20 protein-coding genes are annotated in these 14,718 nt (G+C 35.9%); 14 read left to right on the plus strand and 6 right to left on the minus strand.

Annotation, left to right across the window (positions count from 1 at the left end):
* Positions 1–110 precede the first annotated feature (110 nt).
* On the minus strand, positions 111–587 hold the full coding sequence (locus PQ963_03485; GenBank protein ID MEN4028729.1) for a hypothetical protein: 477 nt from the start codon (positions 585–587) through the stop codon (positions 111–113).
* Between the two features lie 38 nt (positions 588–625).
* Entirely contained in the window at positions 626–811 is a 186-nt protein-coding gene (locus tag PQ963_03490; protein MEN4028730.1) for a hypothetical protein, read from the minus strand.
* 285 nt (positions 812–1,096) lie between these two features.
* Between PQ963_03490 and PQ963_03495 the strand changes: the two genes are divergently transcribed.
* Both PQ963_03495 and pyrE read left to right on the plus strand, forming a co-directional pair.
* Positions 1,097–1,363, plus strand: a complete 267-nt coding sequence (locus PQ963_03495) for a PRC-barrel domain-containing protein (protein ID MEN4028731.1) — start codon at positions 1,097–1,099, stop codon at positions 1,361–1,363.
* A gap of 343 nt (positions 1,364–1,706) precedes the next feature.
* Positions 1,707–2,240, plus strand: a complete 534-nt coding sequence (pyrE, locus tag PQ963_03500; GenBank protein MEN4028732.1) for an orotate phosphoribosyltransferase — start codon at positions 1,707–1,709, stop codon at positions 2,238–2,240.
* Positions 2,241–2,250: 10 nt separating this feature from the next.
* Here pyrE and PQ963_03505 read toward each other — a convergent pair whose 3' ends face one another.
* Positions 2,251–2,787, minus strand: a complete 537-nt coding sequence (locus tag PQ963_03505; GenBank protein MEN4028733.1) for a MogA/MoaB family molybdenum cofactor biosynthesis protein — start codon at positions 2,785–2,787, stop codon at positions 2,251–2,253.
* A gap of 589 nt (positions 2,788–3,376) precedes the next feature.
* Between PQ963_03505 and PQ963_03510 the strand changes: the two genes are divergently transcribed.
* The 12 genes from PQ963_03510 (at position 3,377) to mtnA (ending at position 12,798) form a co-directional block, all read left to right on the plus strand.
* Complete coding sequence (locus PQ963_03510; protein ID MEN4028734.1) at positions 3,377–3,886, plus strand: ribonuclease VapC; 510 nt, start codon at positions 3,377–3,379, stop codon at positions 3,884–3,886.
* 44 nt (positions 3,887–3,930) lie between these two features.
* The gene (locus tag PQ963_03515; protein MEN4028735.1) at positions 3,931–5,028 is read left to right on the plus strand and encodes a DUF2117 domain-containing protein; all 1,098 of its coding nucleotides are present in this window, start codon (positions 3,931–3,933) and stop codon (positions 5,026–5,028) included.
* 9 nt (positions 5,029–5,037) lie between these two features.
* Complete coding sequence (locus tag PQ963_03520; protein MEN4028736.1) at positions 5,038–6,033, plus strand: methanogenesis marker 2 protein; 996 nt, start codon at positions 5,038–5,040, stop codon at positions 6,031–6,033.
* Positions 6,034–6,203: 170 nt separating this feature from the next.
* Positions 6,204–7,733, plus strand: a complete 1,530-nt coding sequence (locus PQ963_03525) for a methanogenesis marker 3 protein (GenBank protein MEN4028737.1) — start codon at positions 6,204–6,206, stop codon at positions 7,731–7,733.
* Positions 7,717–7,926, plus strand: coding sequence for a hypothetical protein (locus tag PQ963_03530; protein ID MEN4028738.1), 210 nt, complete (start codon positions 7,717–7,719; stop codon positions 7,924–7,926). The genes PQ963_03525 and PQ963_03530 overlap by 17 nt, the downstream gene beginning before the upstream one ends.
* Positions 7,910–8,335 carry a methanogenesis marker 6 protein gene (locus tag PQ963_03535; GenBank protein ID MEN4028739.1) on the plus strand — a complete coding sequence of 142 codons (426 nt, stop codon included), beginning with the start codon at positions 7,910–7,912 and terminating at the stop codon, positions 8,333–8,335. Before PQ963_03530 ends, PQ963_03535 begins: the two co-directional genes overlap by 17 nt.
* A gap of 42 nt (positions 8,336–8,377) precedes the next feature.
* Positions 8,378–8,758 (plus strand): DUF2111 domain-containing protein, encoded by a 381-nt coding sequence (locus PQ963_03540; GenBank protein MEN4028740.1) that lies wholly within the window; start codon positions 8,378–8,380, stop codon positions 8,756–8,758.
* Positions 8,754–9,200 carry a methanogenesis marker 5 protein gene (locus PQ963_03545; protein ID MEN4028741.1) on the plus strand — a complete coding sequence of 149 codons (447 nt, stop codon included), beginning with the start codon at positions 8,754–8,756 and terminating at the stop codon, positions 9,198–9,200. Before PQ963_03540 ends, PQ963_03545 begins: the two co-directional genes overlap by 5 nt.
* Positions 9,193–10,422: a methanogenesis marker 15 protein gene (locus tag PQ963_03550; protein ID MEN4028742.1), complete on the plus strand. Its 1,230-nt coding sequence runs from the start codon at positions 9,193–9,195 to the stop codon at positions 10,420–10,422. The genes PQ963_03545 and PQ963_03550 overlap by 8 nt, the downstream gene beginning before the upstream one ends.
* 15 nt (positions 10,423–10,437) lie before the next feature.
* Positions 10,438–10,998 (plus strand): methanogenesis marker 17 protein, encoded by a 561-nt coding sequence (locus tag PQ963_03555; GenBank protein MEN4028743.1) that lies wholly within the window; start codon positions 10,438–10,440, stop codon positions 10,996–10,998.
* Entirely contained in the window at positions 10,995–11,846 is an 852-nt protein-coding gene (locus tag PQ963_03560; protein MEN4028744.1) for a radical SAM protein, read from the plus strand. Before PQ963_03555 ends, PQ963_03560 begins: the two co-directional genes overlap by 4 nt.
* Before the next feature lie 22 nt (positions 11,847–11,868).
* Complete coding sequence (mtnA, locus tag PQ963_03565) at positions 11,869–12,798, plus strand: S-methyl-5-thioribose-1-phosphate isomerase (protein MEN4028745.1); 930 nt, start codon at positions 11,869–11,871, stop codon at positions 12,796–12,798.
* Between the two features lie 23 nt (positions 12,799–12,821).
* Here the strand turns inward: mtnA and PQ963_03570 are convergent, their stop codons facing one another.
* The 3 genes from PQ963_03570 to PQ963_03580 all read right to left on the minus strand — a co-directional run.
* A complete protein-coding gene (locus PQ963_03570; protein MEN4028746.1) occupies positions 12,822–13,517 on the minus strand; it encodes an isoprenylcysteine carboxylmethyltransferase family protein in 696 nt (231 codons plus the stop codon).
* Positions 13,498–14,298, minus strand: a complete 801-nt coding sequence (locus PQ963_03575) for a class I SAM-dependent methyltransferase (GenBank protein ID MEN4028747.1) — start codon at positions 14,296–14,298, stop codon at positions 13,498–13,500. The genes PQ963_03570 and PQ963_03575 overlap by 20 nt, the downstream gene beginning before the upstream one ends.
* An 82-nt stretch (positions 14,299–14,380) precedes the next feature.
* A partial coding sequence (locus PQ963_03580; protein ID MEN4028748.1) for a hypothetical protein occupies positions 14,381–14,718 on the minus strand: 338 nt, incomplete at its 5' end.

Below are 14,718 nucleotides of genomic sequence, written 5' to 3' on the forward strand. Positions count from 1 at the left end.
AGTGATGATGGCACTTATTCTGTGGCTGGTGTTAGTTTTAAATGCAACTACTAATGTTAAGACGAGTATTATGATTATTGGTTCTCGATGAGGATATATTTTCAAAAAACCTACAGTTTTTCGACAGCCTCAACTACACTCAAATTAGGAGTTTTGGCATTAGGGTTGCTTGGCTGAACTGCTTTAACTGTTACTTTCTCTACCTTTTCGTTTATTGTTTCTCTGAATGTGTTAAAAACCACGGAATAACTTTCAAGCTGCTCTAATTCAGTACCATTTAAAGCGTGGCTTAAACTGTCGATTAACTGGTAAACTCTACCGCCTTTAGCACCATAAATTGATACAATACCATCATTGGTATATACTGAAGTATTTATTCCACAAACCCATTTCTGTTTGTTTTCACGGTCTGTAATTATTAAATAGAACTGCTGGAACTCGTTTCCTTTAAATTCCTTTGTTTTCAATTCTGATATATAAATTTCTCCAGTTATTTCGTTTCCTACTTCCACATCAGAAAGATAGATAGTTTCATAGTCTTCATCTTCAAAACTGATATTTCCTTTTTGAATTCCTAAATCAAGCATTTAATCACCTCTTTAGTGGAGGATTAATGGCTGCTGAATTACTCGCAGGTGATATTTTCATTTTCCATATATAGATATTCAAATCCTTCCTTCCTGCACCAGTCATAAAGAGCCTCAGTAGCTCCACGAGATAATTTGCCCTGTTTATCGCCGTATTTCTTCCTTGCAATCCTTCTAAATGCAATTTCAAGTTCATCAGGAATGCATACTGTGATTGCTCCCATTCAATCCTCACCTTTATGTTTTATGATTTATGTTATATGTTATATTTTTGATATTTAAACTTTGCGATCATGGAAAAGGTTAGATAAATAAAAGAAAATATGAAATATATAACTCAATTTAAATCCATATAATTAGTTATATAGCAAAAATAAATCAATTTAAATCCTATTATTCTTTTAAAAATAAATTATGAAAGTATAAGTATCATGTAGAACTTAATTATTGATAACCATAAATGGAGATGAACATACTTTTTATGTTCACGTGTAAAAAAAGGTGATATAATGAGAGTAGCCGAACAAATTATTGGAAAAGAAGTTTTGGACAGTTCAGCAACTGTAATCGGTAAAGTAAAAGACATTGAAGTAAATCTGGGCACTAAAAAAATTGAAGCAATTGTAGTGGGGAAGGGAGGCTTATCTGAAAGTATAGGTATATCCAGAGAAGAAAATGTCATTCCATATGACATGGTTAAGCAAATTGGAGATAAAATACTGCTTAAAGAACATATAGATGAGCCTGGATTAGAAGCACATGAATTAGGGATTTAGTAAACTCAATCTACTTTTTAAAGTCCAAATGATGGGGATGTTTATCTGGAAGTTGAAAAAAATCAGAGATTTTTTGAACCTTCAAAATCGAAAATTTTGGAAGTTAAGGGAATATGCAATATTTGTGGAAGGGTTGGAAAAATGTATACATGCTCTCTTTGTGGAAACATAGTGTGCGGAGAATGTTATAATATCAAAAAAGGTGTCTGCAGGTTATGTGAAAGAGTTCCAAGGAGAATTTAGTTACCTTCAAAAATCAAAGCTTGCAAAAACTATGTTTTTGAAAGATTTCGTGGGTGTTTCAAAATTTTCTAAAAAAGACCAGCGAGTTTAGTGATGCAGGATGAATAGCGAAAAAATAGAACTCATAGAACTTCTAAGAAACAAAGAAGTTGTAAAATTTGGTAAATTTACACTCTCATCAGGGAAAGAAAGCGATTACTATGTAAACATGAAAATGGCTGTTACAGACCCTAAAATACTGAAAACCATAGCAAAAATTGTCTCAAACAGTATAACCTCGGAAAAAATAGATAAAATAGCAGGTCCTGCACTTGGAGCTGTTCCCATTGCCACTGCAATTTCTCTTGAATCAGAAATCCCCATGCTTATGATAAGAAAGGCAAAAAAGAGTTATGGTACTTCCAAACTTATTGAGGGGACTCTTGAAGAAGGAGATTCTGTAGTTGTAGTGGAAGACGTTACCACTACTGGTGATTCACTCTTAAAAGCAGTTAAAGCCATTGAAGAAAATGGGGGGGATGTAAAAAAAGCTGTGGTGATTGTTGATAGGGATGAAGGAGCTATAGAAAATCTTGAAAAAGAGGGGATCCTTTTAGAACCGCTCCTTTCAATCAACGATTTTAAAGAAAGTTAAACTTCGATACTTATTCCTTTAAATGCTTTACCAGATGCCCCATCTCAGGTAAAATAATTTTTAAGGCCAGATTAACAGCGTTGGGTGAACCAGGCATTGAAACAATCAATTTTCCTTTATAAACTCCTGCTCCTGCCCTGCTTAAAATTGCCCCGGTTCCAAGCTCTTTATATGACTCATATCTGAAAATCTCACCAAAACCGTTCAATTCCTTATCAAAAACACCTTTTAATGTTTCTATAGTTATATCACGGGGCCCAATTCCTGTCCCTCCAGTAGTAATAATTACATCAACGTCATAGGTTTCTATAACATGGTTTATTGTTGAAAGAAGAATCCCAGCATCGTCTGGTATAACTGAATAAAAAACAACTTTATTTTTTTCATTTAAAGCATCTTTAATTAGTTTTCCAGATACATCACTATTATTTTCCAGTTTTTGAAAATTTAAAAAATCTCTGTATTTAGAGTCACTTAGTGTAATTACTGCCACATTTACAGATTCAGGGGCTCTTTTTTTATGCTCATTCATACTCTTGCTTTTCATAAAATCACCATTAAATAGTTGACCATTTCTCCTTAAAAGGTTATTAAAGCCATAATTTCCAGTTTGAGTTTTTAATTATTAATTAATATACATAGGAGGCTATATTTTTTATTTCTTTTATATTTTGTTGTACATACAATGAAATTTCAAAGACAAACAGGGTGATGAATCCTTAAATTAGAGTTCAAATCTATAAAAAATAAATAATCATGGGGTTAAACTAATTAATGAAATTAAAATAAACTTTAAAGGGAATTTAAAGGCATTTTAAAAACAAAAGATTTATATATAATTCTAACAAACCATGATAAAGGCATTAGATTTAGATAATGCGTTAAATTGCGGTAAAATAAATAAGAAGAATTTAGAAATAGGGAGGGCGTTAAATCCAAATCAGAGGCGGTTTGATTTTTTGCGGAAAAAATTAAGTTCAGTCTTAATTATACCCTCCCATGATAGTTTTATGTACTTCATATAATAAAAACTTTCTGCAATGTAATATATCAATGGATTAAAAATCCTTCTTTTTGCCAGAATAAACAGGAATTCAGGTAATATTTATTATTTTAAAAAACAGAGAAATGATATTATGCAAAAAAGGATTTATGTTCTGGATGCGTCTGCAATCATAGGGGGCTTCTATTCGAAGAGTTATTCTAATTTTACAACCAGTGATGTTATTTTAGAAATAAAAGACTTAAAATCATTATTATTACTTCAATCAGCCATAGAAAATGGACATGTACATGTAGAAGAAGGAGAAGATGAAGATATCGAAAAAACCAGTGAAATCATTGAATCATCAGGAGACATTTTAAGACTTTCTTGTGTTGATCGAAACCTCATAGCTCTTGCACTGAAGCTTAAAAGAAAAGGATATACACCTACTGTAGTAACTGATGATTATTCCATGCAAAATACACTTAAAACTATTAATATGTCATATAGAAGTGTTTTAACTGAGGGAATCAAAGAAATATATAACTGGGCTAAAATCTGCAGGGGATGTAAAAAGAAATATCCTTCTGATTATGGTTTTGAAGACTGCGAGATTTGTGGGTCTCCTGTTTACAAAAAGAGGATGAAACTTAAAAAATGAAAAATAACAATAATTTTAATATGTCATCTGCCAAACATTCAATAATGAAAATAGGTGTGGTTGTGCATGGACCTTATATAGTTGATTCTGGCCATGCAGAGAGAATTTTGAAGTTATTAAAAGATTATGGGGAAGTAAAAGCACGTCTTGGAGGAACGATGGGTAGAACAGCAGTTCACGATGCAGAACTTGAAAATGTAATTGATATAAGCGAGAAGCTGCTTCCAAGTCAATCTATTAATAAATTTGTAGAAGAAGAATTTGATGTTATTTTTCTGATTAATTATGGTAAATCCAGCATTACGGGCCATACATTTGGATTTAAAGTTTTTAAAGGAACTAAAACCAATCCACCACTCATACAAATCGAAAGACCTGGAGAAACAAATGGCAGCGTCATTCCATGGCAGGATTCACTAACTGAATTTGCAGAAACTATCGGCCGAGAGATGAAATTAAAACTTGTTAAACCTGGAGAAATCACCTCAAAAATAGACCCTAATCATGTTTCAAAAACTATGAGAAAGGTTTATGGGGTTTGCAAGGGAGAAAATATATTTGTTAATGGTCTTGTTATTGGAAAATCAACTTCAAAAGATGTAACTTTAGTAGTTGAAGATGGAACCATAACCAGAATAATCGGAGGCGAACTTAAAGAGCACGGCGTAGAAAAACTGGGAGAAGTAGATCTAAAATCAGCAATAATTAAAACTGGACTTCTTAGAAGATCAGAAGTAATTCCAAGAGTTATAAATCCATGTAAAGATAGCAGTAAGTTTTGTGTTGCTTTCCTAAATCATAGAGCAGAAGATGTTTATAAATTAAAAAATGTTGACTATGTAGTAACAGTTGGAGATGATACAACTTTACTTGCAGGCGATATTCTGTACAGATTTGGAATTCCTATAATTGGGATCACAGATGGGGATATAGATAAGGTTGTGGAAAAGGGGTTTAAATCACCTGAATCCTTGATAATTGAACTGGAACCAGGTTTTGATGATATTACTGGTGACATAATTTTCGATAAGCTTTTTAATAGAAAAGAAATCATTGAAATAGAAAATATCGAAACTTTTAAAAATGAAATACTACAGATAATAAACAATACCGCCAGTAAATATAAAATAAAAGAAGACTGAGGTGGATAATTGGATTTAAACGCTCTCATTGACTCTATCCAGAATTTTGAAGGGATTAAAAGAAAAAATACCATAAGAAATATTACCAGTATTTTGGATGATACCTATAACATTGCGGGAAATACTTTCTTAAGTTTTGGTGATGATGCATCTGCAATAGACATTGGAGATGAAAAATTAGTTCTTCTTGCAGCCGATGGTATATGGGGGAAGCTCATGGAAGCTGATCCTTACTGGGCAGGGTACTGTTCTGTCCTTGTAAACGTTAATGACATAGCAGCGATGGGAGGTAAGCCCATTGGCATGGTAAATGTCTTATCTACACAGAACGATGAAATACGCCGCGAAATTATGAATGGAATAAAAGATGGGGTGAAAAAATTCGGAGTACCTATGGTGGGGGGTCACCATCATCCAGACACACCTTACAATGCCCTGGATGTTTCTATTACTGGAATTGTAGATAAAAATGATATTATTACAAGCTGCGGAGCACAAATTGGGGATAAAATCATTGTAGCCATTGATATTAACGGTGAAATACACCCAAAATTTGATTTAAACTGGGATACAACAACAATGAAAAGTAATGAGCTTGTACAGGCTCAAATCGAGGTAATGAATAGGATAGGGCATCTGAAGCTCGTTACTGCAGGACGGGATATAAGCAACCCTGGAACGCTTGGTACTCTTGGAATGCTTCTTGAAACATCCAGAAAAGGTGCAGTTGTTGAAGTTGGAAAAATACCTCGAAACAAAAGCATTGGATGGGACCAGTGGCTGAAACTCTATCCAGGAGCAGGATTTGTTTTAACATCACCAGAAGATAAAGTCCAAAGATGTGTTAAATTACTTGAAGAGGTGAATATAAGTTCATCTGTTTGTGGGGAAATTATAGAAGAGGAAAAAATGTATCTAACTCATAAAGGACAAAAAGAACTTCTTTTTGACTTTAAAAAGGATATAATAGCAGGTATTAAAGAAAGAATTTCAAGCATGATGTAATCATTGATAATTTCCCTGAACTTAAAATACTTTTAAAAGTTTTTAAATATTTAGAAAATAATAAAAAGTTAGTATTAATTTTTGTAAATTAATATAGTCATTGCAAAAGATGGTGCTAAAAAATTTAAGCAGCCAAGATAAATTATTTATAAAGTTCATGAGGAGTTCCCATGTTTGTAAGGGTTAACAGTGAAGAAATAGAGCTTCCTGAAGGTTCTACCATTAGGGATGCGATTGAAACAGCGAAAGCACCTTATATGGATGGTTGCGTGCTTGGTGTTGTTAAAGGTAAGGAAGAAATTGAAAGGCACGTCAATAAATACAAAATCAAAACTACCAGGGGGAGCATAATAATTGAATTGTTAGAAACAGCTCCTAATTTGATTAAAACATGGAAAAACATGTATAAAGAGTTTGGAGCTCACAGGATACGCTGGACAACATCCAACGAAGTTTCAATGGGTCCAATAAAGTCTGAACTTACTCCAACAAAGAATGAACATCAATATGAAAAGTGGGACGTTATAATAAGCCTTTCAGGATTCACTGCAGATGCAACCCATGTTATTTTCAGTAAATCTAAGCATAAAGCAGTTTACGGATCTCCTGAAGAAAACAGGGGAATATTCGCCAGAGTTATTGGTGGAAAAAGGACTCTATATAATATTACTGATGATGACTTAATAAAAGAGGTTAAACCTGTTATAGAAAGAAGCAGCACAGTTAAAAGTGCTACGATAACTGATCTAGAAACGATGGTAACTGAAGGAAATGAAATATTTACTTATGTGCTTGTTAAAACCGAATTTAAATCACCAGATTCTGCAGAACACTTCTTTGCATTGTCACAATCCGGTAAAATTCATGTAGATTATGATTCAAACTCCTTTGTGGGATTTTACAAATTACAGGGGCTTCAAAAAAGAACTGAATTCATTGATCAAAGAAGAAGAGGCACCGTAACTCTTAGAAATAGCGGCAAGGGAGTTGGCCGCGTTTATATTTACAGGGAGGACCGTGTCTCAACCCCATCCCATACAGTAATAGGGCATGTTGAAAAGGGGATGCAGCTTTTAGATATAGCCAGTACTGGAGATTATATCACATTTAAATCTGACCCTGAAAGAATAATGACCCTTTCCATGACCCAGGAGGAAGCAGAAAAATATTTATCCTCAAAAGGGGTGGAACATATACGTGAAGGACTAAAAAATGATGATGCGATAATTGTAAGGCAGGAACCAGGATTTACAATGGATATAATCAAAGAAGGAAAAGTTAAAACTCTTGGAATAAACAAAGATGAAATAATTTATATTGATATAGATGACATGGCTCCCCGGTCTTCATGGTATTTCAAGAAACTTACAGGCCTTGTAGATTCACCAATAGGATCCCTTAAAGTTCATTTCGCATTTCCTGGAATGAAAGTAATGATGTTTGAGGGAAGATCAAAAGATGCAAGAGGATTAATTCCAGAAAATATTCCCTCAAAATGCATTACCGCAGGTCAGATTGGTATAACCAACATGTCCAGGAGGCATGTGGGGATGGTAGGGGTAAGATTTGAGGATAATGATGAATTTGGACCTACAGGAGAGCCTTTTGATGGTACTAATGTTGTGGGGATGGTGGTTAAGGGATTGGAGAATCTTGAGAAATTTAAAGAGGGAGATATTGTTTATGTCGCCAGATCTTGAAAATTTGGATGTGACCCGGATGATAATATGTACAAGTCAGGATCCCGAGTTTTTGATCAACCTTTTTAAAAAAAAGGTTGACTCTATAGGAGAGCCTTTTGATGGTACTAATGTTGTGGGGATGGTGGTTAAGGGATTGGAGAATCTTGAGAAATTTAAAGAGGGAGATATTGTTTATGTCGCCAGATCTTGAAAATTTGGATGTGACCCGGATGATAATATTAGGACCTTCTGCAAAGATAAATCAGGCAGAACTTGTCCAGAAACTCCATATGCTGGAACTTCCACTTACCATTAAGTCAACATGTTACGGAGCTATGGTTCATGGCCCGGAAGATGTTGTCATGGACGCCGTGGAGAAAATAAGGAAATTAGACCCTTACAATATTTTTACTAAGGATAGAGGGTTTCCTCCAGGCGATCCAAGACGATGCAGAGCTAAAAGAGGGGCTGCAAGAGAAGGTTTTCATCAGCTTGAAAAGGAATTTGAGCTTCTTGAAGGTGTAAGTGAAGCGCTTGCAAAGCCCAGGGGAGTGTATGTGGAAAAACCATGTAAAATTGATCCTGAATTGCTTAAAAAGATCATTGAAGAATGTGAATAATTTTTATCTTTTTAACCCATAAAAATAAAGAGGCTTGATAAAATGCAGATAACTCCTTTTTCAACTGGTAAGGAAATAGCGCCATTTGCACTTGCTGTTCACGAGCTTGTACATAAATTGCCCACAACAATGAGGACAAAAAACTCCACGGGAGTTAGAATTGAAGAGGGAAAAATAATTGATTATGAGTATACTGGTCCGGTCTTGGAAAAAGTACTTTCTGAAGGTAGAATAATCCAGGAAATTCCAGAAAGAGGAGTATATAAAGGAATTCCTGTTATCGTTGTACCAATAAAAGAGAATGATGAAGTTATTTGTGCATTAGGACTTGTTGACATAACCAGAGGAGTGTTCAGTGATCTTATGCACATTACAAGAAGACCAGCGGAAATTAAAGAAGAGCCACGGGGGGAGTTTTATTAAAGTAGCTATATTTCCTCCTAACTCCTTAATACTCGCAGATTTAGTTGAAAGAAAGGGGCACGAAGCCCTGGCATTACAAAAGGAAATCAGAAAGAAGGTTATAGATCCTGAAATTGATTCACCACCATTTAACATTACTGAAGAAGAACCTATAAAAGGGCTTAAATATGCGGCAATTGAAGTTCCATCAGGTGTTAGGGGAAGAATGGCCATATTTGGTCCTTTAATTGATGAAGCAGATGCTGCAATTATAATGGAAGAAGCACCATACGGATTTGGATGTGTGGGGTGTGCAAGAACAAATGAACTTTCGATGTACTGTTTAAGAAAGAAAAACATTCCTATTTTAGAACTTCGATACCCAGCATCAAAGGAAGAAGCAATAGAAATGGTAAACACTATTAACACATTCTTAGACAAACTGGAGGAAAAAGATGGTTAAAATAGCACAGTTATCGTGTGGGACAGAATACAGCGGTATTCAAAAGGAGATTGAAAAAGCCGCTCGAACATTTGGTGCTGAAATAGTTATTCCAGAAGCAGATCTGGACTACATTGAGGAAGCATACAATAAATTCGGTTTTACTGCTGCAAGTTCAAGCATACATCTGATGATAGCACGAGCAATATCCCTGGTTGAGGGAAAATCAGATGCAGACGCTGTTTTCATTGCAACATGCTTTAGATGTGCTGAAGGCGCACTTGTAAGAAATGAAATCAGACGTTTTATCCAGCAAAACACAAATTTACCGGTTGTAACTTATTCATTTACAGAAAGAACAAAGGCTGATGAGCTTTTTATAAGAATGGAGGCTTTATCCACCATTGTAGATAGAAAAAGCTTGCTTGCACGTGAAAAACAGGAAGGCCTGACCCTTGGAATAGATTCAGGCTCCACAACCACCAAAGTGGTTTTAATGGAAAATGATAAAATACTTGGAACCGGCTGGGTTCCTACAATCGATGTTATAAAATCTGCTCAAGATGGGATGGATATTGCCTTTCAAGACACAGAATACGGGTTAGATGATATCGATGGAATGGGAGTAACTGGATATGGAAGACTAACCATAGGAAAACATTTTGGTGCGGCATTAATCCAGGAAGAACTGAGTGTAAACTCAAAAGGAGCTGTATACTTGGCAGGTCGGCAGAAAGGTGAAGCTACAGTTCTTGATATTGGTGGAATGGACAATAAGGTTATTACTGTTAACGATGGTATTCCTGATAACTTCACCATGGGGGGGATCTGTGCAGGAGCATCGGGAAGATTCCTTGAAATAACTGCAAGAAGACTGGGGGTGGACATTAGCGAACTTGGAGCCCTGGCATTAAAAGGAAACTTCAAAAAAGCTTTATTAAACAGTTACTGCATAGTATTTGGTATCCAGGATCTGGTCACATCACTTGCTGCTGGAGGTTCAAAGGAAGATGTAGCCGCCGCTGCTTGTTATTCTGTTGCTGAACAGGTTTATGAACAGCAGCTCCAGGAAATCGATGTTCGAGAACCTGTAATTCAGGTTGGGGGGACATCTCTTATAGAAGGACTTGTAGAAGCTGTAAGCACTGTACTGGGTGGTATTGAAATTATCGTACCTGAAAATTCCCAGCATATCGGCGCTGTTGGAGCTGCACTTTTAGTATCTGGACTGGGGAAAAAATAGCTCTGGAGAATTTAAATGTTAGTTGAATGTTATGATCCACAGGGTGCAGAAGTTTATGAGATGATAATAAGGCAGATACTGCAGGATGTACAGATTGGGAGGGCAATAAAGGACATGAAAGTCTTTGTAGACCCCCGAGAACCAGTATTTATAATTGCAGTTAAATATGAAAAGATCACATCTCCAGTTACTATCGATGATTTTACAGAATATAAATACGATGAAAATGAAAATATGACATATATAAGAGTTAAAGATGAAACCTATCTTCCAGAACTGCTTCAAAAACTATGGGAAATAGAGGGGAGAGAAAAAATACGGCAGCCAAGCAGGTTTGAAGTAATTATCAATGATCCAAAGACAGAGCTTAAGGGCCTGGCAATTCACGACCCAAAAGAAGATCTGAAAAAAAGGATATACGACGCCATATTCAGGATTATCCCTGAAGGTTTTAAGGTTATCAGACATTATTCTAAGGAAGATATCATTGCAATGGTATGTTCTGATGAGATTATTAAAGAAGAATGGATTAAAAAGCAGGAAGAAATGATTAAAAGCTTGGAGGATGAGGTATGAGAGAAAGTAAATTTGCCCACATAACAAAGGTACACCCTTGCTTTAACGAGAAAATGCACGATAAAGTTGGAAGAATCCACGTTCCAATTGCACCTAAATGTAATATTCAGTGTAATTTCTGTACAAGAGATATAAACAAATGTGAAGTTCGTCCAGGAGTTACTTCAAGAGTAATGACCGTGGATGATGCGATAGCACATGTAAGAAAGGTTACAGCAGAAATGCCCATATCTGTCGTCGGTGTTGCTGGTCCGGGAGATGCCCTTTTTAATGAAGAAACATTTGAGTTCTTTAAAAGGGCTGGTGAGGAATTTCCAGACCTCATAAAATGTATGAGTACAAATGGACTTTTATTACCCGATAAGGCTGATTTACTGGCCGAACTTAAGATTAATTCAGTTACAGTTACTGTAAATGCTGTTGACCCTGAAATTGGAGAGGAGATTTATGCAGGAGTCTTTTATGATGGAAAGATTTACAGAGGCAGAGAAGGGTTTGAAATACTTTCCAGAAATCAGCTTGAGGGAATAGAAAAGGTGGCTCGAAAGGGAATCGTTATTAAAGTAAATGCAGTGCTGATTCCGGGATTAAATGAAGATCATATCGTGGATATAGCCAGAGAAGCTAAAAAAAGAGGCGCATCACTTATGAATGTAATTCCACTGATACCTCTTAACAAGTTCAAAGACTATGAAAAACCAGGCTGCACACTGATAAGTCAGGTAAGAGACCAGGTTGAGGAGATAATCCCAGTATTTAGAGCATGCAGCCAATGCAGGGCAGATGCATATGGAGTTCCTGGTAAAAAGGACAAACACCTTGATATGACTCCAATGAGCCATTATTAAACTATTTTGGTAGAGGCAGAACATGAAGACAATGTACTGGAAAAATAATCACCTTTTTTTACTGGATCAAACTAAACTACCTGATGAAATCACTTACTTTGAATGTAAAACCCACAAAGATGTTATTTATGCCATTAAAACCATGAAAGTGCGGGGCGCTCCAGCAATAGGAGTTGCAGCAGCCTTTGGTATGGCACTTGCAGAACTGGCAGGTGAAGACCTTGAAAAAACAGGTGAAGAAATTAAAGCAGCACGTCCTACAGCAGTAAATCTTTTCTGGGCAGTTGATAGAGTACATAATTCAGATAATGCACTTGATGAAGCTTTAAAAATGTATGATGAAGATATTGAAACAAATAAAGCCATTGGAAGACATGGTGCAAAAGTAATTGACGATGGAGATACTATTTTAACCCATTGTAATGCAGGTGCACTTGCCTGTGTAGATTATGGAACAGCTTTAGGTGTTATTAGAGCTGCGTTCCATGAAGGCAAAAAAATAAAGGTCATATGTGATGAAACAAGGCCATTTTGTCAGGGCGCAAGGCTCAGTGTCTTTGAAATGCAGCAGGAGAAAATTCCAGTTAAGCTAATCGTTGATAGCGCAGCAGGACGCATGATGCAGGCTGGAAAAGTTAATAAAGTTATTGTAGGGGCAGATAGAGTTGCAAAAGGAGGAGTAGCTAATAAAATAGGCACTTTAATGGTTGCCCTTGCTGCAAAAAGGTTTAACATCCCATTTTATGTTGCAGCGCCAAAAAGTACATTTGACTTTGAAAACTCCATATATGATACTGAAATAGAAGAAAGAGATCCCAATGAAGTTATGTACTTCGGAGAATGCCGAGTTGCACCTGAAGGAACAGAAGTAGAGAATCCTTCATTTGATATTGTGCCCAGCGATTTGATTACTGGTATCATTACTGAAGAAGGGATTTTAGAGCCGTTTTAAATCATTTTCAAATATTTCAATATTCACCAGATTCCAGGTAACAGCCTGTATCTTACTTCATTTGTATATTCCATGTATCCTTCTAATTCTCTCTGCAGGGTTTCATCTTCAAGGTAGGTTCTTATAACAAGCAAAAACACTGCAATTACCGATGGAATTAATCCCCAGAATGAACCAAGAACTAATGGTGTAGCAATTATAAAAAGTATCCCTCCAAAGTATCCTGGATGTCTAAGGTAGTGATATGGACCGCTTTTACAAACTGTTTGTCCCCTATCCTTCTGGATACGAACAACAGATGAAAAGAATTTGTTCACCTTTTTTGCCCATAATATGATTATCTGCCCTATTGAATACACCACAATTCCGACGATGACTATAAAAATAGGGATTCGTGGTTCCCATGTAAAACGCCCACCATCAAAGACTGATATTATAAGAGTCGCAAAAAAGACAGGTACAGAAACAATATAGATGATTTTATCCCATCTCTTCATGCCTTTTCCAGGTTTTAACCTTTCATTTATTAATTCGGGAGGTAGTAAGAAATGGGAGAGCAATATAAAAATAATGTTCAATCCATTGTACACCCATCCCTGCCAGTAATCGATGCGTCCTGCACCAATGAATGTTATAGCAATCATTAATGCAAGGAAAGAAATGGATTTAAAAAGTAACTTTCCTTCTACTTTTCCAAGCTTACTTACCTGATTGGTCATATATAATCCTCCTAACACTTTTATCTAATGGTTTGACACATGCAAACACCATGAGAGGATATTTACCATCTTCCATAATAAAACGGTCATACAGATGTTCCATTTTCATTTGTTTTACTTCAAATCCTACCTCTTTTAAAAGATCAAGCCATGTTTTCAAATTGAAAATGCCTAATGTATGGCATTCAGTGTGAATTCTCAGTTTACTCTTTTGACGAATCAAATAGATAAGTGTTGCTTCATAAATCGTCAGAGCAGGGTTTGGAATATAGTTATTTTCAAAAATTGTGATTTCTATATCTCCTTTAGAACCAGTATAAACAAAATTATTCTCTATGAACTCTTCTTTGATATTAGCTACAATTAAGAGTACACCGCCTGGTTTCAAGTGGTTGTATGCTGTAATAATTGTACTTTTGAGGTCTTCTACCGTGGTCATATAACCTATAGAATCAGGAATAGCAACTGCATCAAAACATTCGCCTAATTTTACTGTTCTCATATCACCATGGTGATATGTCACTTCCAGATTGCAATTTCTTGCAATTTCAAGCATACCGGGACTCAAGTCCACCCCTGTTACTTTAAAATGTTTTTTAAAGGTGTAATCATTGCCACCTGCACCACAACCAAGATGAAGCAAGGTTTTTGTTTTGGATTTTGAATGATCTTTGATTACCCTGCTAAATACCTCTGTCTCTTCTACATATTCCTCAGGTGGAGCAATGATTGGATCAGTCCATGCAAACTCATTGTATGCTTGCCATTTATGTTTTTTCATATTTAACTCCTCGCTTGAATTTGGGGAAATCTTTGATTTTCCTTTTATCCGCTGTTAGGCGATAATGCGAACAGTGGGGTGTTTATTTCCCAAATATAACCAGAACAACTAGCCATATAACCAACAACGACCAGGCAATTTTATTCCAAAGAAATATCTTCCTGCCGTCAAATGGTGTAAAAGGAAATATCGGAATCAAATTAAATAGAGCAAGTGCAAAGTTCACCCAAAACCCGACCATTCCCAAGGTTACAGGCCACCCAGTATTTGCCAGGTAGGATAGAGTTAAAAAGCAGGAGGCCAGTACTAAGCTAATAACAGGGCCAACGCTGTAAATTAAACCCATTTCTTTGATCTTCTTGTTATATGGCCAGTCAGTCTGCTTGATGAAAGTTGAGCCATAAGATGGATAACCACCTA

It is taken from the genome of Methanobacterium sp. (assembly GCA_039666455.1).
Taxonomy (GTDB): domain Archaea; phylum Methanobacteriota; class Methanobacteria; order Methanobacteriales; family Methanobacteriaceae; genus Methanobacterium_D.

Excerpts from the sequence above, each read along its gene's own strand:
- PQ963_03485 (MEN4028729.1), bottom strand. The coding sequence starts at position 587 with ATGCTTGATTTAGGAATTCAAAAAGGAAATATCAGTTTTGAAGATGAA.
- PQ963_03490 (MEN4028730.1), bottom strand. The coding sequence starts at position 811 with ATGGGAGCAATCACAGTATGCATTCCTGATGAACTTGAAATTGCATTT.
- PQ963_03495 (MEN4028731.1), top strand. The coding sequence starts at position 1,097 with ATGAGAGTAGCCGAACAAATTATTGGAAAAGAAGTTTTGGACAGTTCA.
- pyrE (MEN4028732.1), top strand. The coding sequence starts at position 1,707 with ATGAATAGCGAAAAAATAGAACTCATAGAACTTCTAAGAAACAAAGAA.
- PQ963_03505 (MEN4028733.1), bottom strand. The coding sequence starts at position 2,787 with ATGAAAAGCAAGAGTATGAATGAGCATAAAAAAAGAGCCCCTGAATCT.
- PQ963_03510 (MEN4028734.1), top strand. The coding sequence starts at position 3,377 with ATGCAAAAAAGGATTTATGTTCTGGATGCGTCTGCAATCATAGGGGGC.
- PQ963_03515 (MEN4028735.1), top strand. The coding sequence starts at position 3,931 with ATGAAAATAGGTGTGGTTGTGCATGGACCTTATATAGTTGATTCTGGC.
- PQ963_03525 (MEN4028737.1), top strand. The coding sequence starts at position 6,204 with ATGTTTGTAAGGGTTAACAGTGAAGAAATAGAGCTTCCTGAAGGTTCT.
- PQ963_03530 (MEN4028738.1), top strand. The coding sequence starts at position 7,717 with ATGTCGCCAGATCTTGAAAATTTGGATGTGACCCGGATGATAATATGT.
- PQ963_03535 (MEN4028739.1), top strand. The coding sequence starts at position 7,910 with ATGTCGCCAGATCTTGAAAATTTGGATGTGACCCGGATGATAATATTA.
- PQ963_03540 (MEN4028740.1), top strand. The coding sequence starts at position 8,378 with ATGCAGATAACTCCTTTTTCAACTGGTAAGGAAATAGCGCCATTTGCA.
- PQ963_03550 (MEN4028742.1), top strand. The coding sequence starts at position 9,193 with ATGGTTAAAATAGCACAGTTATCGTGTGGGACAGAATACAGCGGTATT.
- PQ963_03555 (MEN4028743.1), top strand. The coding sequence starts at position 10,438 with ATGTTAGTTGAATGTTATGATCCACAGGGTGCAGAAGTTTATGAGATG.
- PQ963_03560 (MEN4028744.1), top strand. The coding sequence starts at position 10,995 with ATGAGAGAAAGTAAATTTGCCCACATAACAAAGGTACACCCTTGCTTT.
- mtnA (MEN4028745.1), top strand. The coding sequence starts at position 11,869 with ATGAAGACAATGTACTGGAAAAATAATCACCTTTTTTTACTGGATCAA.
- PQ963_03570 (MEN4028746.1), bottom strand. The coding sequence starts at position 13,517 with ATGACCAATCAGGTAAGTAAGCTTGGAAAAGTAGAAGGAAAGTTACTT.
- PQ963_03575 (MEN4028747.1), bottom strand. The coding sequence starts at position 14,298 with ATGAAAAAACATAAATGGCAAGCATACAATGAGTTTGCATGGACTGAT.